Consider the following 21284-nt stretch of genomic DNA (forward strand, 5'->3'; position numbering starts at 1 on the left):
CCTCCGATGAGGTGCGAGGGCTGCAGGGCGTCAGACCCATGCCTGCGTCGAGGGATCCCAGCGCTTCCAGGTGCCTTTGTCGTCCATGTAGAGCTCGCTCTCCCCGGGGAGGGCGCGGAAGCGCGTGCTGCTGATCTTCAGATCGCCGATCCTCCCCGAGTAGTCGGTCTGCGCTTCGGCGCCCTTGATGCTCCGCATGTCGGCGACGAGCTCTTGCCCGCTGGCCTCGACCACCACATAGCCGTGGGCGTTGCTGTTGGCGTGGGCGAGGTGCGGGTTGATCTTCGTCTCGGCCGACGTGAGCAGCGAGTCGATGCTGAGGGCGAGCGCCGCGGCGCCCGGGAGCCCGCGCAGCGTCGGATCGCTCGCGACCTGGCTCGTCAGGATCTCGCGGAAGGACGCCGAGGAGACGGAACCGCCCACGAGCTCGACGATCTTCTTCGTGGGATCGCCGCTCGGGCCGGGCGTCCCAGCGTAGAAGGCGTGGACGTCGCCGGTGATCGCCACGACGCCCCCCAGCCCGACGAGCCTCTCGAGCAGCTCGTCCCGCTTGTTGCGGAAGCCGTCCCAGGCGTCGGTGGTCAGATAGAAGCTGCGCTTGAACTGGGCGGGGAGGGAATAGGGGCTGAGATCGACGGCGAGCTGGACGAGGCAGAACTCGTTGCCCCAGACCTTCCAGGTCGCCTTCGAGCCTTCCATGGTGTCGAGGAACCAGGCCTCCTGCTCGGCGCCCATCATGTCCTCGCTCGCGCCCTGCGTCTCCTTGTAGCGGATGGCAGCGTAGATATCGAAGGTGTCCTTGGCCGTGAAGTAGCGCGTACCGATCATGCCGTACGCGTTGATCTTCCCGAAATCCACGTAGGCGATGCCCCGCTCCAGGCCCGCTTCCGCGGGGTCGATGAGCGGGATCTGCATGTCCGCCGGCAGGCCCTCGTTGGCGGCGGCGACGATCTCGTTGATGAAGGCGACGCTGATCTTCCCCGTCACCTCGGCGGGATCGTAGCCCACGGCCTCCGCGGCCCCGATGAGGACCGGCGCATAGATGCCATCGCCGTAGGTCTCCACGTCCACGTAGGGCAGGGCGGCCGCGGGCACCTCCCCGAGCTCGGCCACGAGCTTCGGCTGATCGAGCGCGACCCTGCCGGGGAAAGCGTCCTCGGGGATGAGGTGATCCGGACGGTAGCTGCGCAGATCGGTCATCACCAGGTGGACGTGCCGGCCGAACACGAAGTCGCGGTAGATGTGGAATTCGTCCGGGAGCGAGGCGCCCGGGTCGAGCTCGACGTCGTCGCCGTAATCGACGGGCTGGTACTCGAACCAGGCCTGGTTCGCGGCCTTGCGGCGGTCCGCGTCGGTCTCGTCCTGCCGGCCGTCGAAATACGTGGCCGTGGCGCCGAAGCAGTCGTCCGAGAACTCGTGATCGTCCCACGTGGCGATCATGGGGAAGCTCTCGTGGACCTTCTGGAGGTTCGCGTCGGAGCGGTACGTCCTGTAGAGCTCGCGGTAGTTATCGAGCGATCTCGCCGCGTGGTAGGCGCCGTCGCCGTCACCGAGGGAGATGCTGCCGGCCACGTCGGTGAAGACGACGCGGCGCCCGCTCGTGCTCTGGAAGCTGGGATCGCCGTCCGTCTCGTAGATGTAATCGCCGAGGTGGACGAAGAAATCGAGCTCCTCCTGGGCGAGCGCCAGGTAGGGGTTGTAGTACCGCCCCACGTAATCCTGGCAAGACACGTAGGCGAAGCGGACCTTGACGTCGGCCCCCTCGGCCGGGGCGGTCTTGGTGCGCCCCACGCGAGATGCATAGCTGGTCTCGCCCTTCACGTAGATGAATCGGTAGTAGTAGACCGTGCCCGCCGCGAGGCCGCGGACCTTCACCTTCACGCAGTGATCGTGCCTCGCGAGCGCCTTCACCTTCGCCTGTCCGGCGTCGAGCGCCACCCGCTGCGCGAACCCGGCGTCGGTGGCGACCTCGACCTCGAGATCGAGATCCTCTGCGCCGTCCTGCACGCGGGTCCAGAGGACGACGCTGCCGGGGCGCGGATCGCCGGAGGCGACCGACTGGGGGAAGAACCCGGAGCCGTCTGCGAGCTCGCGCTCGTTATCGACCGGGTTGATCGTCTCGGGGTCGCCGCCGCAAGCCGGGACGACCAGCGCGCCGGCGGTGACGAGCGTGGCTCGGAGGAAATCTCTGCGCTTCAGCATCGGGCGACCAGGGAATCCTGGAACTTTCGCCGATGTCAATCTCCTCGTGGACCCAGCCGCTTCGCGCGCTGGCGGCCACGCCTGTAAAGCGCAAAGCGCGGCGCCCGGTGGGTGAGGTAAGTGGGCGTGCTTACGCGTTGACGAGCATGGCCGAGCACGGCCGAGCGTTGACGGGCGTGGTCAAACGTGACCAAACATGGTAGATAAGCTTTCGGGTGCTCGTGAGTCCTGTCCTAGGACCGCATTGGTCTTCAAGGGATAGATGAGCTAAGTTGAGCGTTTATCATGCGGCAGCGGGGCAGGACACCGGAGGGCGAGTCCGACATGAGGTCGGGGCACAGCGTCCCTGACCGTCCTGGCGCCGACCGCCGCGACTCGATCCCCCCGCCTCCATTCGGGCAGCCTTCCGGGCCCGGGCGTTCCGGCCCGTCCAGCGAGCGGTCGCCTGCTTCGAGGTCTGCTTCCTCGCGCAAGGTGCGGACCATCGACGTCCTCGTTCAGGGCGCGACCGTTGAGCTCTTCCACTTTTACGGCGTCGCCATAGCGCCTGCGGACCTCGGGGAGCGCCGCGACGAGGCGCTCGTCCACAGCGATCCTGCGAGCACGGTCGAGTTCTCTGCGCCCGGCTTCTCCGGCCTGCTGGCCTTGTCGGCGCACCCTGGCGTATTTCGCGCGATGACGGGGCTGCCGCCCACGCTCGATAGCGTCGACGACTGGATGCGCGAGGTCGTCAATCAGCTCATGGGAAAGGTGAAGAGCCGCCTCGCGCGGTTCCAGATAGCGCTTCACGCAGAGCTGCCGCAGCTGCGCCGCGCGACCGACGTGGCGCGCCGGTACCGGGGCAGCAAACAGCAGTTCTGCTATGCCTTCCGGACGTTGAAGGGCGAGGTGGTCGTCACGCTGGGCGGCGACTTCGACGAGAGCTCGCTGGTGTTCTCGAACTCGTCCCCGCTTCCGCTCGATGGCAAGGTGATCCTGTTCTGAGCCCTCTTGCGCGGCACAGCGCTGCCGCGGCGCCGCTGCCGGTGGCGGCAGGGGCGGCGGCAGGCGCTCCGGTCGCGGCGGGCGCCGGGGCGACGCCGGCGCCAGGGCTCTGCGCATGCGCGAGAGATGCCGTGGCGAGCACGGCTCCGATGGCTGCGCTCGAAGCGCGCGCGAGGCGCCGTGCCGGTGCTCGCCGCAGTGAACTCCGACCCATCATCATTGATTTCTCCCCGTTCGCAGAGCCTTCGTTGCGGCTCCAGCCGACGTCGCACGCGCTCTTGCGGACTAGCGAACTTCACGCGTAGCATACACAGCGACGAGAACGGGCGGGGAACTCGACGCGCTCCATCACGCTCGCACCACAGTTGGGTGAGAGATCACAACAGGAAAGAACGTGAATCAGGAGAGCACACATGGTGTGCGGACGAACGTCGATGATGACTCCACGTGTGCACGCGTCGATTGTCGTTTGCATCATCAGCATCATCAGCATCATCAGCGCCGCGCGCGGGGCTCAGCTCGCCCGGTGCTCGTGCTGAGCGCGCCGCGCGCGGGGACAGGCGTTCGCGCGAGATCCCTCGTCACGAAGCACACGAGATGCGTGCGGGCGCCGCGCCGCGCGGGCCACGCCGGAGGGACGGGGGCATGCCGACATTGCGTAGCGCTTCGATTCGACTGAAGCTGTGGTCGCTCGCCGGCGTCCCCGTCGCGGGGGCCCTGCTGCTGGCGGCGATGATCGTCGGCGACGCGCGGCAGCAGGCGGCGAGGGCGGCGGGGATAGGCTCCATCGAGGACCTCGCGCAGCTCTCCTCGATCATGGCGAAGCCGCTGCACGCTCTCCAGAAGGAGCGGGCGTGGACCGCGCTGGTCGAGGGGCTGGAGGCCCGGCCTCCGGAGACGATCGACGTCGAGGTCGAGCGGCGCGCCGCGCCGCCGCTCAATCGCGCGGCGGAGCTCCTGCGCGCCGGCGGCCACCTCCGGGACGCGCGGGCGGCGACCGACGAGAGCCTCGCCGAACTCGACGCGTTCCTGGCCGCGCGCGACCTCTCCGGGCTGCCGCGCCGGCTCGCCCGCGATCTCGCGGAGGCGCGCGCCAAGGTCGGCGAGCTCGGCGCGTTCCGGAGCCAGGCGGACGCGCAGACGGTGTCGCTCGACGGCGTGCTGAGGGTCTTCGGCGGCATCAACGTGAGCCTCATCCGGGCCAACGCCGGCCTCTCCGAGCTGAGCGACGAAGGCGAGCTCCTGCGCAGGATCCAGTCGATCGTCGCTGTCCACGAGTTCGCCGAGCGCGCCAGCCGCCAGCACGCGCTGCTCGCGCACGCCTTCGCGTCCACGCAGTTCGAGCCGGGCGCCTTCAAGACGCTCGTGACGCTGATGACGGAGGAGCAGCTCTATCACGAGGAGTTCATCGCCAACGCGTCGGAGGCGGCGCGGGCGCTCTACGACGCCGCCCGCTCCGACCCGCGCGTGCGGCGCGCCGACGAGCTGCGCGCCGCCGCGATCACGTCGACGGACGATGCGCTGGCGATCGATCACGACGCGTGGTTCGAGGCGCAGCAGGGGCGCGTCGACGGGCTCGCCGCGATCGAGGAGGAGGCGATCTCCGGGATGAGGCGCGCGGCGGCGGCCAGGGTCGCGGACACGCGGCGGACGGTGCGTGACGGCATCGCGGTCTCGGCGTTCGTGCTCCTCGTGTCGGTCGCGCTGGCGCTGGTGCTCGTGCGGGGGATCTCCCGATCGCTCGAGGTCCTCGGCGAGGCCGCGGCCCACGTCCGGCGGACGCGCGACTACACGACGCGCGCCCGCAAGACCGCCGACGACGAGTTCGGGGCGCTCACGGACGCCTTCAACGAGATGCTGGCGGGCATCCAGGCGCGCGACGAGGTCCTCGAGGGCCACCGGCAGAACCTCGAGGCCACTGTCGCGGAGCGGACCTCGGAGCTCGAGAAGCGCAACCGGGAGATGCGCCTCGTCCTCGACAACGTCGATCAGGCCCTCGTGACCATCCACAGGGACGGCACGATGGAGCCCGTGCACTCCGCCGCCTTCGAGCGCCTCTTCGGCGTACCGGCGCGCGATGAGCACTTCGCCGAGCGCATCGCCGGCCACGATCCGCGGGCCCGCGCGTTCCTCAGGATGGGGTGGGAGGCCGCCTGCGACGACTTCCTCCCGCTCGAGGTCGTCCTCGACCAGCTCCCGAAGACCCTGCACCGCGAGGGGCGCTACCTCGCGCTCGGCTTCAAGCCGATCCTGTCGGGAGAGGGCCAGTTCAGCGGGGCGCTGATGGTGATCACGGACGTCACGTCCACGATCGCCTCCGTGCGCGAGGCCGAGCAGCAGCACGAGTATATCCAGGTGTTCGAGCGGGCCGTGAAGGACCGGCTCGGCCTCGTCGGCTTCGTCAACGACACGACCAAGCTCGTCGACGCCGTGAGCGCGCGGTCGAGCGGCGAGGTGGACGAGGTGATGCGCCTCGTGCACACGATCAAGGGGAACGCCGGGCTCTGGGACGTGACGAGCGTGGCGAGGGTGGCGCACGAGATCGAGAGCTTCGTCGTCGAGGAGCGCGCGCTGCCGTCCGACGAGCAGATCGACGCGCTGAGGGACGTGTGGCTCGCGTTCGTGGGGCGCGTGAGCGTCCTGCTCGCGTCGACGGCGCAGTCCTCGCGCGCCGACGTCGGCCATGAAGAGGTCGATGCCCTGCTCGCCATGGTGCGCCAGCGCCGTGATCCGACCGAGATCGAGCGGGCCATCGCGGCTTTCCGCGACGAGCGGACCGAGGTGCGGTTCAGCCGGATGAAGGACCAGGCCGAGACGCTGGCCCGGAAGCTCGGCAAGCCGAAGCCCGACGTGCGCATCGACGCCGGGGGCGTCCGGCTGCCCGCGTCGCGGTTCGCCGGGATGTGGCAGGCGCTGGGCCACGTCGTGCGCAACGTGATGGACCACGGGATCGAGCGGCCGGAGGCGCGCGAGGCGGCGGGCAAGCCGTCGAGGGGCAAGCTCACGCTCAGCTCGCGGATGACGACGGACGAGATCGTCATCGAGATCGGCGACGACGGCGCGGGCATCGACTGGGAGCGCGTGCGCGAGAAGGCCGTGGCCGTCGGGTTGCCGGGCGCGACGCGGCGCGATCTCGAGGCCGCGCTGTTCTCGCCGGGCTTCAGCACGGCCGAGCAGGTCACGGACGTCTCCGGCCGCGGCGTCGGTCTCGGCGTCGCGCTCCACGAGTGCCGGCGGCTCGCGGGCCGGGTAGAGCTCGACACCGAGCGTGGCCAGGGGACGACCTTCCGCTTCCGGTTCCCCCGGGATCCGAGCGACGCCGTGGGGGTGTCGCTCACGACGGCCTCGCTGCCGCCTCCGAGCGGGCGGGGCTCGCTGGTACCTCCCCCTTCGCGGGGCGGATCGAGCCCGGGCATGGCGTCGGGGAGCGCGTGACACGGTGAGCACATCGACAATGCAGAGCGAGAGATCGAGGAGAGGGGAATGAACTCGGAGAGCTGGGACCGCATCCATGAGGAGCTCGCTTCGTCGTGCGTGCACCTATTTCGCGACAACGGCGTCGCGCTCCTGCGGCTGGACGACGCGGCGTCGGAGGCGACGCCGGGCAACGCGGTGGTCTCCTTCATCGGCTTCACGGGCGACCACCTTCGCGGGAGCCTGACGCTCGTCGCGCCCGTGGCGCTCATCATGCGCAGCCACCCGCTGCGAGAGCAGCGCGAGATCGACGAAGACATGGTGTGCGACTGGGCGAGCGAGCTCTCGAACCAGCTCCTCGGGCGGGTGAAGAACCGCCTGCGCCACCTCGGGCTGGTCATCGTGCTCTCGACGCCGAGCGCCGCGATCGGCGAGCACCTGCGCGCCAGGGAGGAGCAGAGCGAGGGCTTCCGGCGGCTCCTGTTCGCCGCGGGGCCCGACCGGCTCGCCGTGCTCTTCGACGCGCTCGCCCCCGACACCGCGCTGGAGCTTGAGGAAGTGAACATGCCCGATCCGCAGCCCGAGGGCGAAGTGCTGCTGTTCTGAGCCGGATGGCCGTACACACAAGAGGAGACACGTCACATGGCCAAGAAGATTCTTCTCGTCGAGGATTCGAGTACGGTCCGCCAGCAGGTCGGCATTCTCCTGTCGGGGGCGGGCTATGGCACGCTGGAAGCGGACAACGGCCGAGATGCGGTCGCCACGGTCGCCGCCCACAAGGATGACCTGGCCATGATCATCGCGGACGTGAACATGCCGGTGATGAACGGCATCGAGATGATCCAGAGCCTGCGGGACAAGGGGCTCGCGTCGGGCGTTCCGATCCTGATGCTCACCACCGAGGGGCAGCCGGAGCTCATCGAGAAGGCCCGGAAGGCCGGGGCGAAGGGGTGGATCATCAAGCCGTTCAAGCCGGATCTGTTGCTCGCCGCGGTGAAGAAGCTCGCCGGCGAGCCGTGAGCCTCGGGGCGCGAGCCGCGGCCATCCCCGCGACATCGGCCCGACCGAGGGGCGTCGCTCCCCGGTACAACGGAAAATCGGCGACTGCCGCCGGTGTTGGGCGGATCTACCCTGCGGCGCTGGACAGCGCTCGGTGCTTGCGGCGTAGCGCCGATCCGTGTGACTCTCCGTGCGGAAAGTCACCAAGGGCACCCGAATGGGCAGACCTGGTCCACCGGCTTCGGCTGACCTGTCGACTACTCGTCAGCCGGGCGAAGCTCCATGGGATTGTTTGATGTGGTCATCGCCCGAGCGGACTGCCCCGGTTGCGGGCATTCCCAAGAGTGGCGCATCCAGTACAAGTTCGGCCGTTGCAGGCAGCACGAGTACAGGCTCGGTGACGCGCTCTGCTGGTTCGATCCGCCCGGGCGTCCTGCGCCGCTCGAAGACGACGGCGAAAATGTCGGCGGACTCGTCGCCGTCTCCGGGCTCGTCGAGATCGGTTGTTCGAGGTGCGGCCAGGGAGAGGGCGCCGTTCTCCGCTTCGAGAACAATGTCGTTTCCAGCGTGGAGATCAGGTCCTTGGTGGGAGGCGACGAGTGCGCGCAGCTCGAGCGCCCGTCTGGATGGATGCGCTTCTGGTCACGCCGCGTGGCAGGCAGCAGGAACGAGGATCGCCTCGAGCTGAGCTGCCGCGGCGATCGATGGACCGTGGCAGTCGCTGACGGCGCCGGCGGGCTCGCGGGCGGTGCGGCCGCGGCGAGCACGGCGGCGGGCGCGATGGTAGCGCTCGGCGCGGAGAGGGAGCTCGATCCGGACTTCTGGTGCGAGAGCATCCGCCGACTCGACGGTGAGCTGGAAGCGGAGCCGAGGTGCGGCGAGACGACCCTCGTCGTCGTCCAGGTGAGCCAAGGCGAACTCTGGGGGGCCAGCGTGGGGGACTCGGGTGCGCTCGTCGTCGAGCCGGGCGGGCTGGTCGACCTGACTTCAGGGCAGATTCGGAAGCCGCTGGTCGGCAGCGGTGCGTGCAGCCCCGTCGGCATCCCCCGCCGGCCGCTCACGGGGCGCCTCCTGGTCGCAACCGACGGCCTCCTGAAGTACGCGTCGTGGGCGACCCTCGGCGCTCTCGCCCGCACAGGCGATGTGCAGACGGCGGTCGAGGCACTGATCCAGGCGGTGACTCTTCCATCGGGCAACCGGCCCGACGACGTCGCGGTGGTGCTCGGCGAGCGCGTCGGCTAACCTGCCGCTCTGCCGACGCCGCTTCGCGGCGCGGCAGAGCGGCAACTCGTTAGGGGGGACCTGGAGTGGCAACGGACGGAACGAACCATTGGGATGCGCTGCGCCGGGCCGACGAACTCGCGAAAAGAAACGAGTTTCGTGGCGCTGCTGCCGCATACCTCGAGGTCGCTCGCCAGTTTTTCGCCGAAGGCCAGCATCTCAAGGCGGCCGCCATCGCGAAGACCGTAGTTGCACTTGCCGGCAGCCGACCCGACGAGCTCCGGTCCGAACACATGTCGTCCCTTGAGCTGTGGCGAGATGCCGTCGAGGTTCTTGGCCTGCGTGACGAGGCCGCGCGTGCGACCGCGGAGCTCGAACGTCGTCAGCAACACAGGTGACTGGTCGACGTGTGGACGCCCCCTAACGAGCCGCTGAACCTGACACCGGGGCCGGGTCGAGGTTGTTTCGACTGACGTGCCTTTGGTACATCAGTCTGCCAGAGTCTATCCTTCGCGGTGAGCTTGCGGTATCGTTGGACCTCGGTGCAGTTAGCGCCGGTGTTGAGCGGAGAGGAAGAAGGAAAGATTCACAGGGAGGCGGGGAGGCGGGGAGGCGAGAGATGGGGATCAGTCGTTCGAACCATCAGGCTTGGCGGCGACTGCTTCGGGCGGCATCGATGCGGGGCGGCTGGTGGTGCCGGGGTGGTCGTCTTCAGTTCGACATCGGGAGAACCGGACAGCCTCCGCATCGCGGCGTACCAGTCGTCGGATCCCACGGCGGAGCACCGGCGTGTTGAAGTTGACGAGCAACCCGACGTCCAGGTCCATCAGCTTCAGGTATGTGAGCACCTGAGCTTCATGGACTGGCAGCAGGTGATCGACAGCCTTGAGCTCCAGTATGAGCTTTCCCTCGACGACAACGTCGAGTCGATAGCCACAGTCGAGCGTGGCTCCCTTGTAGGTTACTGGAATTTGCCTTTGCCTGGCGAAGCTCAAACCCATGAGCGGCAGCTCATGACACAAGCATTGTTCGTAGGCAGACTCCAGGAGCCCGGGACCGAGGTGACGGTGCACCTCGATGCACGCTCCAATGACTCGCTCGGACAGATCCCACAATCTCCTCGTTTCCCTGTCTCCCTGTACCAAGTCCATGCTCATGTCTATATGTCGACGCGAGGCCAGCTCTGGTTGCGCGAGATTGACATCGCCGGGAACCGCCCTGCGAACGGCCGACCTGAAAGCAGTCGACCCCAAGCGAGCAGGCTCGAAGGATGTTCCCCACCTCTTGCCTCTCCACGTTGGTCTCTCTCTCTCTCTCTCTCTCTCTCTCTCTCTTCCGCTGTCTCCCGCCCAACAAGCCGCTGGTGCCGACCGCGCTTCGCGCGGCGGCATACCGGCAAGACGTTCGGCCTCTCGAGCAGGAATGGGTCGATGCCTTACTACAGCGTGATTCTCGAAGGGAAGGGTATAAAGGTCCAGGGGGCAGACGGGGAACCACCGATCATTGGCTTCTTCGCGACGCGCGCGGTTCGAGCCCGCTCAGTGAAGCAAGCAGAGGAAATCGCCAAGGCGATGGTCCTCGCGGACTGGACCACTGGGGAGTATGCACTCTTGAATCAGGGTGGGGCACCGGTGCTGAAGGTGGAGAGCGTCAACGCCTTAAGTTGGTGGAGATTTCTGCGGTTCAAGAACACGGGGCACGCTTTCTTTAAAACAGTGGACGAGGACGATGCCGAATAAGCCGAACGGGAGCTTGACACGAGAGAGGTTGTCGTATTCCCTGTCCTGCTCGGAGAGCCCATGAAAAAAACGTGGAAGGATGCAGTCACCTTCATCACAGGCGGCGGCTCGGGGATCGGTCGAGCGCTCAGCCTGGAGCTCGCGCGGCGCGGCGCGCGCGTGACGGTGTCGGACGTGAACGGCGACGCCGCTGCGAAGGTGGCGGCCGAGGCTGGAAACGGCGCTTCGTCGCGCGCGCTCGACGTGCGTGATGAAGCGGGCATGCGCGAGGCCATCGAGGACACCGCTGCCCGTGGCGGGCGCCTCGACTTGCTCATCAACAATGCGGGGATCGGCGTTGCCGGCGAGGCGCACGAGATCCCGGTCCCGCACTGGAATCGCGTGCTCGACATCAACGTGCGCGGCGTGCTGCACGGCATCGTGGCGGGCTACCCGATCATGGTGCGCCAGAAGAGCGGCCATATCCTCAACGTGGCCTCGCTCGCCGGCCTGGGCCCAGCGCCGCTCTTCACGCCGTACGCGATGACCAAGCACGCCGTCGTCGGCCTCAGCACGAGCCTGCGAATCGAGGCGGCGGCCTACGGCGTCCACGTCAGCGTGCTCTGCCCGGCCGCGGTTGAGACCCCGATCCTGGACTCCGAGAATCCCCCCGATCTGCCGGCGGTCCCGTGGGTTCCGAACGCGCGACGGCTGCTCGAGGCCCTCGCCGGCCCGCCTTACCCGGCCGACGCGCTCGCGCGCGAGGCGCTCGATGCGGCGGCCGATGACGAGCCCGTCATCGTGCTGCCCTCGCGGGCACGCTTCCTCTGGCGCCTCGGCCGGATGTTTCCGGCGCTCGTCGAGAAGGGCGGCCGCGCCGAGATCGCCAAAGAGCGAGCGACACGACAGTGAGCGTTCGAGCGTGGGGGGGTGGTGCTCCACTCCTCGGCGCAGACGCTGAGCTCGCCATTCGAAAGGCTCCTTCAGAACTTCAGCATGTTTGAAACGCTCCGCGGCCCGTGAGCTTCATCGACGCCGTGCTCATCGGAGGGGCGCACTCGCGAGCGTCGGAGTTCCTCGGCGCGAGCTACGTCGAGCACCGCGACATCGACGCGAGCGGCCCCGCCGCGCTCGTCGAGTACGTGAAGGACGAGGGCATCAGCTACGTCAAGGTGCACCACGTCATCGCCGACGGGAACTTCGTCTTCACCCTGTCGGAAGGGAAGCGCAACAACGCCGCCTATGGCTTCTACGATCTGTTCCGCGTCGAGGGCGGCGACATCGTCGAGCACTGGGACTCGCGGCGCTCCGTGCCCAGCTCGACCATGAGCGGGCTCCCGATCTTCTAGAATACCGATCACGTTGAAACCCGGAGAATTTTCACAGGGAGGCGGGGAGACGGGGAGGAAGAAGACATGAATTTCTCCATCTTGCCGTCTCTCGCTCTCGCCTCCCCGCCTCCCCGCCTCCCTGTAAAATTCCTGCTTTTTCTCGTGGGTTCAACCCCGGTTGTCGCTGCAGCGCCGCGTCTCACCGCGGTCTCGACGCTCGACGAGCCTCTCGCTCGGCGCGGCGCCACCTCCTCTCGCTGCCTGACGGCGAACGTGCCAGTCGGGGCGGAAGCAGCGGCCTTCAGTCCGCGCTGGGCAGGAACGCCCCGTGGAAGGTCTGGGGCGAGGCGTGGAGCAGATGGACCCGCGCCGCTGGCCCATCGTCCAGGTGCGCAGCGTCCCAGACGTGGATGGCGCTCTTCCCGGCCTTCGCGTCGGTGACCAGGGCAAGCACGTGGCCGTCCCCCTCGGGGGCGCCGGGCGCGCGCGGCACGAAGACCGGCTCGGACGGGCGCTCGTGCTGCGCGATGCGCGCCAGGGTGATCGCGCCCGTGTCGACGTCGACGCGCGCGATGCCGTTTCCATTCGGGTCGTCGGCCCGCCCCTTCGTGGCGAGGAAGACGACGCCGTGCCGCTCCCCCTCGACCCGCGGGTCCGCGCGCGGGAATTCGCCGACGACGCCGCCGAGGTCCTCCACGAGCAGCTGCTCGCGGCTCGCGCGCACGCGGTGGCGCACGAGGACGCCGGCGTCGACGGAGGCGAGCTCGGGGCGATCCGGGTCCTTGCCGATCGCGCCGAGCGTGGCGAGCGTCCGGTAGCGGACGAGGTCGACGACGAGGTCCTCGCCGTCGTCGTAGGCGTTCGCGAAATGCCACTGGAAGAACGCGTCGACGCCGAAGCGGCGCACGCGGGAGACGTCGTCGATGTCGACGACGATCACCTCCGTGCCCCGGCCGGGCTCGAAGCGCACCCAGGACTCGAACCCTCCCCACTGGAGCATCGCGCGCCCCACCCGGATCATCGCGGGCGAGACGAAGAACACGAGGTTCCGGCGGGTGGCGCAGAAGTCGTGGAGCATCACCGGCGCCGAGAGCGGCACCGCGCCGAGCGAGCGCGCGCGCCCGTCGTCGTCGACCGCGTAGAGGTCGAGCTGGGTCTTGCGCCCGAAGCGGACGCCGAAGTTGTAGCTCGTCTTCCTGGCGGCAACCCGGTGCGGGTGGGCCGAGAAGGTGGGACCCAGCGCGCCGCCGAGATCGCTCTCGCCGAGCGTGTCGAGCGTCGCGGGATCGAGCTCCGTCGGCCTGCCGGCCTCCATGAGCGCGAACAGCCGGCCGCCGGCGATGAAGGCGCTCGTGTTCGCGACGTTCTTGCCCCTGCGCTTGCCCTGCAGCGCGTGGAGCACGCGCTTCGGCCAGGAAAGGGTCGAGCCGTAGAGGCGCCGCCCGGCCGCGAGCTCCTCCACCAGGCCGCGGCTGCGCACCAGGCGGTGCGCGCCCTCCGCCCGGCCGCCCGACAGCCGCACCGCGAGCACCCCTCCGTCGGCCTCGAAGGAGTGCGGCACGCGGACGCCGAAGAGGGTCGCGCGGGCCGGGCCCACCCGAAAGAGCGTGCCCTCGAGGCCTTCGGGCAGCGCCCCCTCGACCGCGAGCGGCGTGAAGCCGTACTCGGCCTCGAGGTCGAGCGGGTGATCGAAGGCGCGCGCTCCGCGAGCGGCGTCCGTAGAGACGCCCCCCGCGCCGGCGAAGGCGGCGTCGAGGGCGGCGTCGAAGTCGGGGGCGGACACGGCGATGGACATGGGACCTCCGGGCGGCCGATGTGATCGACGATCACATCGAGGTGCTGGTGATGTCATCATCGATTACATGGGCTGGCGTCGAAGCGGCCGGCCCACCGGCGCAGGCGCTCGTCAGTGCAGCCTGTCCTTGGCCTCGGCGAGCTCCTCGTTGATCCGGTCCACGAACGCGTCGAGGGTCATCGGGCCCTTGCTCGCGGCGGCGGCGGCCTCGATGGCCTGCGATGCGAGCGAGGTGAGGCGCTCGACGTAGGCGAGCTGGCCCTCGAGCTTCTCGTAGTCCCCGTCGACGAAGTACCCGCTGTCGTCCTTGACGTCGAGCTCGGGCGCATAGCGCTGCTTCACGTACCGCAGGATGGCGCACACGGCGACGTGCACCTTGGGGCCGGCGAACTGGGTCTTCGTCCAGTTGTAGCGGCTCCCCTCCTTGAAGAACTCGACCCCCGGGGCCTCTGGCAGGCTCGGGACGCTGACGCTGACGCGCGGCCCTCCGCCGCGCCCCGACTTGTCCTGCGCTGCGCGGGTGAGGTTGCGCGTGATGGCCGCGGACTCCGCCAGCGCCTGACGCATCATGTCCGCCATCTTCGGGTCGCTGAGCAGCGCGTGGTACGTGTGGTTGACGAAGGTGCCTTCACCGTCGAAGTGGAAGTGGAGAGGCTCGCATTCACGGTGGGGATAGAGCGTGATCCCCTCGAGACCCGAGCAGGTCACGCGCCGGTCTTCGATGAGCTCTTTCATGGTCTTGCTGGGCCAGCCGGCGGCCGCGGCCTTGGCGGCGAGATCCGCGACGAGCTCTGGGACGACGGTCGGGTCGCGGAGCTTGCCCGAGTACGCGATGGAGATGCCCATGGTGCCTCCTGAACGATCTCCCCTTACTCCAGCGCGGTCGTCGAGGCCAGCGCGCGCCGGGGAGGGAGCCTCGGCCGCGGCGACGATGACAGTGAAAGAGCCGCCGGAGCTCCGTCGCTCCGGCGACTCCGGGCCGCCTGGGACCGCCTGAACCCGGACGCCTGACCGCGAGGCCCGGGGCTCGACGCAGCTTTCACGTCTAGAGCGGATGTCCGCGCCCCGGTCCTCGCCGGGCTACTGGCAGGCTGTCGCGCCGAAGCAGACCGCCGGATCCGCCGCGAAGCGACGGAAGTTGTCCGCCTCCGGGTGGCCCGGGAACGGAACATAGTAGTAGACGGCCTTGTCGTCGAAGTCGCTGCCGTCGTAGTAGGTCTGCCACGTCAGCGCGTAAGCGACGCCGGCGCTCTTGGCGAGATCGAGGAGGTGGGTGTTGTACCAGTCCTCGGTGAGCGCGCCCTGCCCCGCGTCCGGAAACAGGCTCGTTACCTCGGCGGAAGAGAGCGTGACGGCGCCCGCCGAGCCGAGGCCGTAGTTGGCCAGGAACTCCGTCCGCAGGCCCTGATCGAACAGGGCGTCGTGCCACTTGCTCACGTGGTCTGCCGGGTAGAGCGCGAGCGACGCGCCCGCCGCGAGCTTGCTGACCCGGTGGAGGAGGTGCAGCCGGTAGGTGCCCGTCTCGGTGAGCGCGTGAGGCTTGCCCTTCGCCGCGCCGATCGCCGCGACGGCGCTCGCCATCGCCTTCATGTCCTCGAGATCTGCCGAGGACGCCGCGCGCTCGTACGGGTAATAGAGATCGATGCCGAGGATATCGATGAGATCGTCGCCAGGGTACGCCTCGAGGTAGTACTCCTCCAGCAGGGCGGACGGCGGCTGGGCGTCGTTCTCGAGCGCCGCGATCGCCTCCTGGGGCGGGCTCTCGTAGGCCGCGCCTAGCTCGGTGAGCTCCTCGATGAGGCGGGCCCGGAGCATGTCGCGAGAGAGGCTCTCCGGATCCCTGACCTTCGCCTCGGCGGGCGTCACCGAGCTGTCGCTCAGCTTTCGCACCTTGTCCGTCGAGTACGCGAAGATCACGTTCTCCATCCCCGGCTCGCTCCGGACGGCCTCGGCGAACGTGCGGTACGCGGCGCTGTAGGCGGCGGGGCCGGTGACGGCTCGATCGTCGTCGAGCAGGGCCTGGCAGTTCCAGTAGGGCTGACCCCACCAGAACCATCCGCCTGTGTGCTCGTGGAACGGACGGAGGACGATCGGCTTGCCGTCGAGCCCGTGCTCGCGGAAGAACTGGGCCACGTACTTCGCGTGGGCCACGAGCCAGTCGCGCGCCGAGATCCCGGCGTGGGTGCCCTGCTCGATCGGCACGTCGTTGGCGATCTTGCAGATGCACTTCAGGTTCTCGGGGATGTCCGCGCTGGAGCCGAGGGATCGCGAATAGTACGTCTCGGCGTAGAACGGGGTGCCTCCGCCCTGGGCGTGGATCGGGACGCTCTGGCCGTCGACCGTGATGGTCGCGAGCGGCGTCTCGATGGCGTCCGCGAAGTCCGAGGTGCTGACGTCGTAGTTGCACGGGGGCGTGTGCCAGTCGAAGGCCACCATCCCGCCCGGCTGCTCCAGCATGTACGCCGCGGCGTTGGCGGTGACGTCGCGGCGATTCCACGGGACCGGATCGAAGACCATCGCGTCGAGGGAGATGCCGATCAGCCCGGGGTTCTCTCCCACGGTGGCGCCGGCGTCCGACGACCAGCCCCGCTCGCCGCGGCTGGCGGCGCCCGCCATGCTCGAGAACCAGTCGTTGGTCGACACGAGCTGCTTGGTGCCCGGATCGTAGAGCCCCCACGTGATGGCGTTCTCGTAACCGAACCGGAACTTGCCGGCTCGAGACGACGTCCAGAGGTCCTCGAGGAGGTCGCCCCTCGGCGTGTCCGGAAACTCCGGTGTGTCGTCCGGCGTGCCTGTCGAGGTGCTCGACGACGCGCCTCCGGACGCGCTGGACGACCCGCCTCCCGAGGCGCTCGACGACGTGTCTCCGGATGTGCTTGACGGCCCGCCCCCCGAGCCTTCTGGCGGCGTGTCGTCGCTCGACGACCCGCAAGCGGCCGTCAAGCACAGGAGGAATGCGGCATGGAAGCGTGGGCTGAGCTGGATGAGATTCATGGGTTCTTCCCTGCGAACGGTGGCAGCGACGGGCGAAATAGAGCGTGTTAATCGGTTCAGTGTCAACGGCCACGTGCCGGGCGCGCCGCCGCCGCCGGTTTCGCGCCGGTTTCGCCGTGCGCGCCTCTGGCGTGACGCCGCAGCGCGTTGCGCGCTGGCGCCTGTCGATGTGCTGCGGGCGCGTGGCCTGCAGCCCGGCGTGGTACTGGTCCAATTTGAACAGGGAGACGGGGAGGCGGGGAGAAAAAACCTGGTAAATCTCCCCGCCTCCCCGTCTCCCTGTGATCTTTCTCGGGCAAAATCGACCACCGCCCCGGTGTGGTATTAACCGGTTCATTTGTCCATGGATCATGATCATGGAGCGCGCTTGAGCGCGCGGCCTCGGCGAGGACGCCAAGAAATCGGGGAGACAGGACGGCAGAGCGTCACGGCGACGCAGCCACCTCTCTCCTGGCGGCCTCGGCGTCGTGGTGGTCTCTATGCGATTGCCCCGGCGCGGCTTCCCGACGTGGAGGTAGAACTTTCTGCTCGCCATGTCCCCATCTACGTTCTTCTACCGAGACGATGCGCGCATTCAGTCGCCTGCACGACGATCTCCGCCGTCTTGTGGATGTCATCGATACGGAGGACGGTTGTGTACGACTTGGACGATCGGGTGGTGTGGTGATGATGTCATGGTGGTTGTCCTGATCGGCGCGCCCGGCCGCTCGAGGCGATCGGCGCACATGCCAGCTTGCGAACAACGTGGTAGTCTGCTCGGCTATGGACAACGCGCAGAGCGACGATATCGAGGAGGGCGACTGGGGACGACTTCACGTCACGCGCGCCTGCTGTGGTGCAGGCGTTTGCAGGAACTTCGCTCCAGAGCTCCTGGGCGAGGTCGCGCCCGCGCACTGGGAGGCCATGGACGGCGACGTCCGGCGCGGCGGCCCCGCCGTGCTCGCGGGCACCTATGATGAAGGGGCCTTCACCGGCATCCTGCGCCAGCCCCGGTGCCGGGCCGATCTCGAGGCGGCGCGCTCGGCTGTCGCCGCCTGCCCGGTCAACGCCTTGCGCCTGCGATCGTCGCCGTCCCGCGCGCGCGCCGGGCTGGGAGCGCTCGGCGCCCCGTTCCGCGCCTGGCCGCGCCGCATCGAAGAGGACGTCTGGGCCCTCGGCCATCCCGCGCGCGAAAACGCGGGCGCGACGGCGTACTTCATCGAGCGCCCCGCCGGCGGCGTGCTCGTCGACCTGCCGAGCCCGACCGAGGCCGTCTTCCGTTTCCTCGAAGCGCACGGCGGCGTGCGGTGGATCTTCCTCACCCACCGTGACCACACCGTGCACCACGCCGAGTTCGCGGCCCGCTTCCCCGGGTGTCGCCGCGTCCTCGGCGCCGCGGACGTGAGCCCGCGCGGCGACCGGCGCAATCCGGCCACGTCCGATGTGGAGATCAAGCTCAGGGACCGCCTCGAGCCCATGACCCTCGACGGCTCGCCGCTCGGCGACGGCGACCTCGCCGGCGCCGAGCTCGCCGTGCTCTCCCAGCCCGGCCACACCGCAGGCTCGATGTGCCTGCTGTACAGGGGCCGCTTCCTGTTCACCGGCGACCACCTCGCCTACTCGCGCCGCGTCGGCCAGATCGTGGCGTTCCGGCTCCAGTGCTGGAACGACTGGGAGCGACAGATCCGCTCCGTGCGCCGCCTGGTGGCGCTGGCGGGCGCCGGCCAGCTCCGCTTCGCGTGGCTCCTGCCTGGCCATGGCGAATGGCGCCGACTCGAAGGCGACGGCGGCGCTCCCCAGACGGCCGCCGAGCTCCGGCGCGCGCTCGCCTGGATGGAGCGGCAGGCGCCTGGCCACGTCCCTTTCTTCCGCTTCATCCCCTGGTTGCAGAGCCGCTCGTATCCCGGCACCCGCCTCGCGCGCGCGGTGCACGCGATCGGCGGAGAGGGCCCGGGGAGCGAGGCCTGGGTGCTGCCGCGCGCCGCCCGCCCGTACCTGCCCGATTACCGGCCAGAGAAGGCCGCCGCCGCGTGGCTGCGGGTGTCCCTGGTCGCGGTGACGGCGCTCGGCGCCGCGGCGGCCGCCGCCCAGCTCGCCGCGCGCGCGGCGGGGGCGGCCGCGAAGAGGCGGGCGTGAAGCGGCCTTGAGGGCGGCCGGCGCTCCGGTCTTCGCAGGGCCGGGGCGGGACCCGAGGCGCCGCCGCGCCGGCCTGCTCGCTCAGCCGGCCGCGCTGCCTCGGTCGTCCTGTCGCAGCAGATACGCTGTCTCGGGGTTCTCCCGGCGCCAGATCACGTTGTCCATGAAATAGTGGTGGATGTTCACGAACACGAAGACGGCTGCGAAGTACGGTGTCGGGCCCAGGTCGGACATCGCTTCGCCGTCGCTCGAGCTCAGCACCAGCGCGCTGTCGAGGAGCGCCGGCGCGCCGCGGAACACGACCCACCCGAGGCCGATGGCGGTCGCCGCCAGGATCCCGAGGCGCAGGCCGGTCGGCCGCCCGAACAGCGGCGGGCCCTCGGCGGCGCGCGCCTCGTTCCCCTTCAGGAGCCAGACGAAATACAGATATTGAACCGAGTGGAGCGCCGGGATCACGTAGACCATGAGCCGGTCGAGGCTCGAGTAGACCGTCCAGAGCCAGACCGTGATGAGGAAACCGGCCAGCGGCGCGAGCGGCGGCAGGCGCCGCTCCGTTCGCCACCTGCGCGCGATGACCCAGAGCAGCGCGAGCGCGCTGAGCCCGAAGGCGAGCCCGGTGACGGGCTCGAGCGCAGGCGGGTGCGCGAGCGACGTGTAGACGATGCCTTTCTCCTCGACCTCCCTGCCTGGATCCGCCGGGCTCGCCCACGCGTAAGCCCAGGCCGCGAAGCAGTGCACGAGGATCACCTTGCGCTCCAGGGGGTCGAACCGGAACCCACGCCGCGCCGAGAGCACCGTCAGGACGCCGAAGCCCTGCTTCACGTAGTGCCAGCCCACCAGGAGGAACATGAGCTGGATCATGAAGCCCATCGCCCGCGCCGAGCCGGTCGAGAGCGCCCCGATCGCCCACGCGAGCAGCGCGAGCGGGACCAGGAGACCGGCGACGATGTAGCGGGCTCGCTGCGCCGGGGCGAACGCGCCGCCGAACGCGCGGCGCGTCGCGTCCTTGTAGAACAACAGGTACGTCACCGCGAAGTGAGGATCGTTGATCAGGGACGCGGCGTGGAACGTCAGGAAGCCGATCGCGAGCTCCGCCGCGTCGAGCCCGACGGCCCTGCGGGCGAGCCACGCGAGCGGAAAGAGAACGAGCGTCGCGCCCCCGACGAGCAGGAACTCGATGAGATGGGCGCGAAGCGCGGCTCCGCGCGGCGTCGCGACCGGGACTGGCAGCGTCGCTCCCGCGCTGGTCATGCGCCGAAGCTACCACACAGGGGCGCCCCTCCGGCGCGCGCGCCGCGCGCTCGGCCGCCGGCGGCGCTGCCAAAATCCGTTGCCGTCGCGCCGCAGGCTCCGAGCCAATCTCTGACCGCCCCGGGCATCCAAGCCGCCATGTCCACCCCCTACCGCGACGGCGTGGAGACCCGAGGCTCGCCACGATCAGATCGCCGAGGGGCTCCCGGCCGTCAAGGAGAGGGTGGGGGAGCTCGAGGGCCTGAAGCAGAGCGAGCTCCGCCTCGAGGCCGAGCTTGATGCGATGCGATGTAGGCTCGAGGGGGTCGCGGGGCGCCGTGGCCTCCCTTTTCGTCATCAATAAATGACGAGATTTCTCGTCACAAATAAATGACAGATCGCTCGTCGCAAATAAATGAAAGATTCGATGTCGCGCTGCCGCCGGCCGCAGCGCGAGCGTTCGGCGCGAAGCGGGCGCCGCTCCTCGTCCAGGTCCAGCTGTGCTATTCCGCGATCATGCGGAGTCGATCATGAGCCTGGACGACCTGGTCGACGAAGTCCACGAGGACCCGCTCATCACGGGCGCGGTCCAGCGTGCGCTCGTCGCCTATGCCGTGATTCTCCCCGCCGATGTCCTCCGTGACGTCGAGATGCTCGCCACGAGGACGCTGTTCGTGCACCCGCTCGGGATCTCGTTCGTCGCCCGGCTCAGCCCCGGCGTCCGCGCCGAGGTGGACATGGACGACGATCTCGCCGAGCAGGCGCGGCAGGGGTTCGCGGTCGGCGAGATCATGATCTCGATGATGCGCGTGCTCCGCAGGCGGACGCGCGAGCGAGGCGAGCATCGCTTCTTGATGCCCGAGACGCCGATGCTCATGCTGCAAGCGTTCCTGGGCTACTTCAACCCGGACCCGGCGCTCTGGACGATGGGCGATGACGCCGTGCACGGCTCGCTGGACCGCCTCTGCGAGGCCATCGTCGGCCTGTTCTTCACGGGCCTCGTCGTCGATGTGCTGGAGAGCCCGTCGTCGCTCGACGACTGGGGGGAGACCGGCCGCGCGCTCTCCGCGGTGCTACCGGCCATGACCGCGGCGCTCCGTGGCGCCAGGGCCCGGCTGTCCAGGCGCGACCGGCACGCGCTGGAGACCTACGACGCCTGCGGCTGGGATCCTGCGCGGCTCGAGCGCCGGCTGGGCGGCGGCCCGGAGCCCGCCCGCCCGGCGTTCTTCGCCCTGGGCGCGGCGCTCGCCGCAGAGCTCCGCGCCTCGCCGGCGAGCTGAC

General features: G+C 69.2%; 17 protein-coding genes. 11 read left to right on the plus strand and 6 right to left on the minus strand.

Annotated features, from left to right (window positions below):
• Positions 1-30: 30 nt before the first annotated feature.
• The gene (locus tag WMF14_RS04555) at positions 31-2202 is read right to left on the minus strand and encodes an alkaline phosphatase D family protein (RefSeq protein ID WP_437798973.1); all 2172 of its coding nucleotides are present in this window, start codon (positions 2200-2202) and stop codon (positions 31-33) included.
• A gap of 474 nt (positions 2203-2676) precedes the next feature.
• Here WMF14_RS04555 and WMF14_RS04560 point away from each other — a divergent pair, with 474 nt between their 5' ends.
• The 6 genes from WMF14_RS04560 (at position 2677) to WMF14_RS04585 (ending at position 9218) form a co-directional block, all read left to right on the plus strand.
• The gene (locus tag WMF14_RS04560; protein WP_272097904.1) at positions 2677-3186 is read left to right on the plus strand and encodes a chemotaxis protein CheX; all 510 of its coding nucleotides are present in this window, start codon (positions 2677-2679) and stop codon (positions 3184-3186) included.
• Between the two features lie 645 nt (positions 3187-3831).
• The gene (locus WMF14_RS04565; RefSeq protein ID WP_437798974.1) at positions 3832-6621 is read left to right on the plus strand and encodes a nitrate- and nitrite sensing domain-containing protein; all 2790 of its coding nucleotides are present in this window, start codon (positions 3832-3834) and stop codon (positions 6619-6621) included.
• Positions 6622-6669: 48 nt separating this feature from the next.
• Positions 6670-7206, plus strand: coding sequence for a chemotaxis protein CheX (locus WMF14_RS04570; protein ID WP_437798975.1), 537 nt, complete (start codon positions 6670-6672; stop codon positions 7204-7206).
• A gap of 36 nt (positions 7207-7242) precedes the next feature.
• Positions 7243-7620, plus strand: coding sequence for a response regulator (locus tag WMF14_RS04575; protein ID WP_437549671.1), 378 nt, complete (start codon positions 7243-7245; stop codon positions 7618-7620).
• 261 nt (positions 7621-7881) lie between these two features.
• Positions 7882-8841, plus strand: coding sequence for a protein phosphatase 2C domain-containing protein (locus WMF14_RS04580; RefSeq protein WP_437798976.1), 960 nt, complete (start codon positions 7882-7884; stop codon positions 8839-8841).
• A 65-nt stretch (positions 8842-8906) separates the two neighbouring features.
• Positions 8907-9218 (plus strand): hypothetical protein, encoded by a 312-nt coding sequence (locus WMF14_RS04585; RefSeq protein ID WP_437798978.1) that lies wholly within the window; start codon positions 8907-8909, stop codon positions 9216-9218.
• A 228-nt stretch (positions 9219-9446) separates the two neighbouring features.
• On the opposite strand, the gene WMF14_RS04590 is transcribed toward WMF14_RS04585, so the two are convergent.
• Positions 9447-10211 (minus strand): GxxExxY protein, encoded by a 765-nt coding sequence (locus tag WMF14_RS04590; protein ID WP_437798979.1) that lies wholly within the window; start codon positions 10209-10211, stop codon positions 9447-9449.
• Between the two features lie 39 nt (positions 10212-10250).
• On the opposite strand from WMF14_RS04590, the gene WMF14_RS04595 reads away from it, so the two are divergent.
• From WMF14_RS04595 to WMF14_RS04605, 3 genes are all read left to right on the plus strand, one after another.
• Positions 10251-10559, plus strand: coding sequence for a hypothetical protein (locus tag WMF14_RS04595; protein ID WP_437798981.1), 309 nt, complete (start codon positions 10251-10253; stop codon positions 10557-10559).
• 60 nt (positions 10560-10619) lie between these two features.
• A complete protein-coding gene (locus WMF14_RS04600) occupies positions 10620-11450 on the plus strand; it encodes an SDR family NAD(P)-dependent oxidoreductase (RefSeq protein ID WP_437798983.1) in 831 nt (276 codons plus the stop codon).
• Positions 11451-11557: 107 nt separating this feature from the next.
• The gene (locus WMF14_RS04605; protein ID WP_437798984.1) at positions 11558-11887 is read left to right on the plus strand and encodes a nuclear transport factor 2 family protein; all 330 of its coding nucleotides are present in this window, start codon (positions 11558-11560) and stop codon (positions 11885-11887) included.
• A gap of 283 nt (positions 11888-12170) precedes the next feature.
• On the opposite strand, the gene WMF14_RS04610 is transcribed toward WMF14_RS04605, so the two are convergent.
• The 3 genes from WMF14_RS04610 to WMF14_RS04620 all read right to left on the minus strand — a co-directional run bounded on the left by WMF14_RS04610 (position 12171) and on the right by WMF14_RS04620 (position 16658).
• Positions 12171-13664 (minus strand): carotenoid oxygenase family protein, encoded by a 1494-nt coding sequence (locus WMF14_RS04610; RefSeq protein ID WP_437798985.1) that lies wholly within the window; start codon positions 13662-13664, stop codon positions 12171-12173.
• 111 nt (positions 13665-13775) lie between these two features.
• Entirely contained in the window at positions 13776-14510 is a 735-nt protein-coding gene (locus tag WMF14_RS04615; protein ID WP_437798986.1) for a hypothetical protein, read from the minus strand.
• Positions 14511-14744: 234 nt separating this feature from the next.
• Positions 14745-16658, minus strand: a complete 1914-nt coding sequence (locus WMF14_RS04620; protein ID WP_437798989.1) for a glycosyl hydrolase — start codon at positions 16656-16658, stop codon at positions 14745-14747.
• 762 nt (positions 16659-17420) lie between these two features.
• On the opposite strand from WMF14_RS04620, the gene WMF14_RS04625 reads away from it, so the two are divergent.
• Entirely contained in the window at positions 17421-18773 is a 1353-nt protein-coding gene (locus WMF14_RS04625; RefSeq protein ID WP_437798990.1) for an MBL fold metallo-hydrolase, read from the plus strand.
• A gap of 81 nt (positions 18774-18854) precedes the next feature.
• On the opposite strand, the gene WMF14_RS04630 is transcribed toward WMF14_RS04625, so the two are convergent.
• A complete protein-coding gene (locus WMF14_RS04630; RefSeq protein WP_437798991.1) occupies positions 18855-20024 on the minus strand; it encodes a hypothetical protein in 1170 nt (389 codons plus the stop codon).
• Between the two features lie 509 nt (positions 20025-20533).
• Here WMF14_RS04630 and WMF14_RS04635 point away from each other — a divergent pair.
• A complete protein-coding gene (locus tag WMF14_RS04635; protein ID WP_437798992.1) occupies positions 20534-21283 on the plus strand; it encodes a hypothetical protein in 750 nt (249 codons plus the stop codon).
• Position 21284 lies beyond the last annotated feature (1 nt).

Origin of the sequence: Sorangium sp. So ce693 (genome assembly GCF_051521375.1) — a bacterium.
GTDB lineage: Bacteria > Myxococcota_A > Polyangia > Polyangiales > Polyangiaceae > Sorangium > Sorangium atrum.

Excerpts from the sequence above, each read along its gene's own strand:
- WMF14_RS04555 (WP_437798973.1), bottom strand. The coding sequence starts at position 2,202 with ATGCTGAAGCGCAGAGATTTCCTCCGAGCCACGCTCGTCACCGCCGGC.
- WMF14_RS04565 (WP_437798974.1), top strand. The coding sequence starts at position 3,832 with ATGCCGACATTGCGTAGCGCTTCGATTCGACTGAAGCTGTGGTCGCTC.
- WMF14_RS04570 (WP_437798975.1), top strand. The coding sequence starts at position 6,670 with ATGAACTCGGAGAGCTGGGACCGCATCCATGAGGAGCTCGCTTCGTCG.
- WMF14_RS04575 (WP_437549671.1), top strand. The coding sequence starts at position 7,243 with ATGGCCAAGAAGATTCTTCTCGTCGAGGATTCGAGTACGGTCCGCCAG.
- WMF14_RS04580 (WP_437798976.1), top strand. The coding sequence starts at position 7,882 with ATGGGATTGTTTGATGTGGTCATCGCCCGAGCGGACTGCCCCGGTTGC.
- WMF14_RS04590 (WP_437798979.1), bottom strand. The coding sequence starts at position 10,211 with ATGCCGCCGCGCGAAGCGCGGTCGGCACCAGCGGCTTGTTGGGCGGGA.
- WMF14_RS04595 (WP_437798981.1), top strand. The coding sequence starts at position 10,251 with ATGCCTTACTACAGCGTGATTCTCGAAGGGAAGGGTATAAAGGTCCAG.
- WMF14_RS04600 (WP_437798983.1), top strand. The coding sequence starts at position 10,620 with ATGAAAAAAACGTGGAAGGATGCAGTCACCTTCATCACAGGCGGCGGC.
- WMF14_RS04610 (WP_437798985.1), bottom strand. The coding sequence starts at position 13,664 with ATGTCCATCGCCGTGTCCGCCCCCGACTTCGACGCCGCCCTCGACGCC.
- WMF14_RS04615 (WP_437798986.1), bottom strand. The coding sequence starts at position 14,510 with ATGGGCATCTCCATCGCGTACTCGGGCAAGCTCCGCGACCCGACCGTC.
- WMF14_RS04620 (WP_437798989.1), bottom strand. The coding sequence starts at position 16,658 with ATGAATCTCATCCAGCTCAGCCCACGCTTCCATGCCGCATTCCTCCTG.
- WMF14_RS04625 (WP_437798990.1), top strand. The coding sequence starts at position 17,421 with ATGGACAACGCGCAGAGCGACGATATCGAGGAGGGCGACTGGGGACGA.
- WMF14_RS04630 (WP_437798991.1), bottom strand. The coding sequence starts at position 20,024 with ATGACCAGCGCGGGAGCGACGCTGCCAGTCCCGGTCGCGACGCCGCGC.
- WMF14_RS04635 (WP_437798992.1), top strand. The coding sequence starts at position 20,534 with ATGAGCCTGGACGACCTGGTCGACGAAGTCCACGAGGACCCGCTCATC.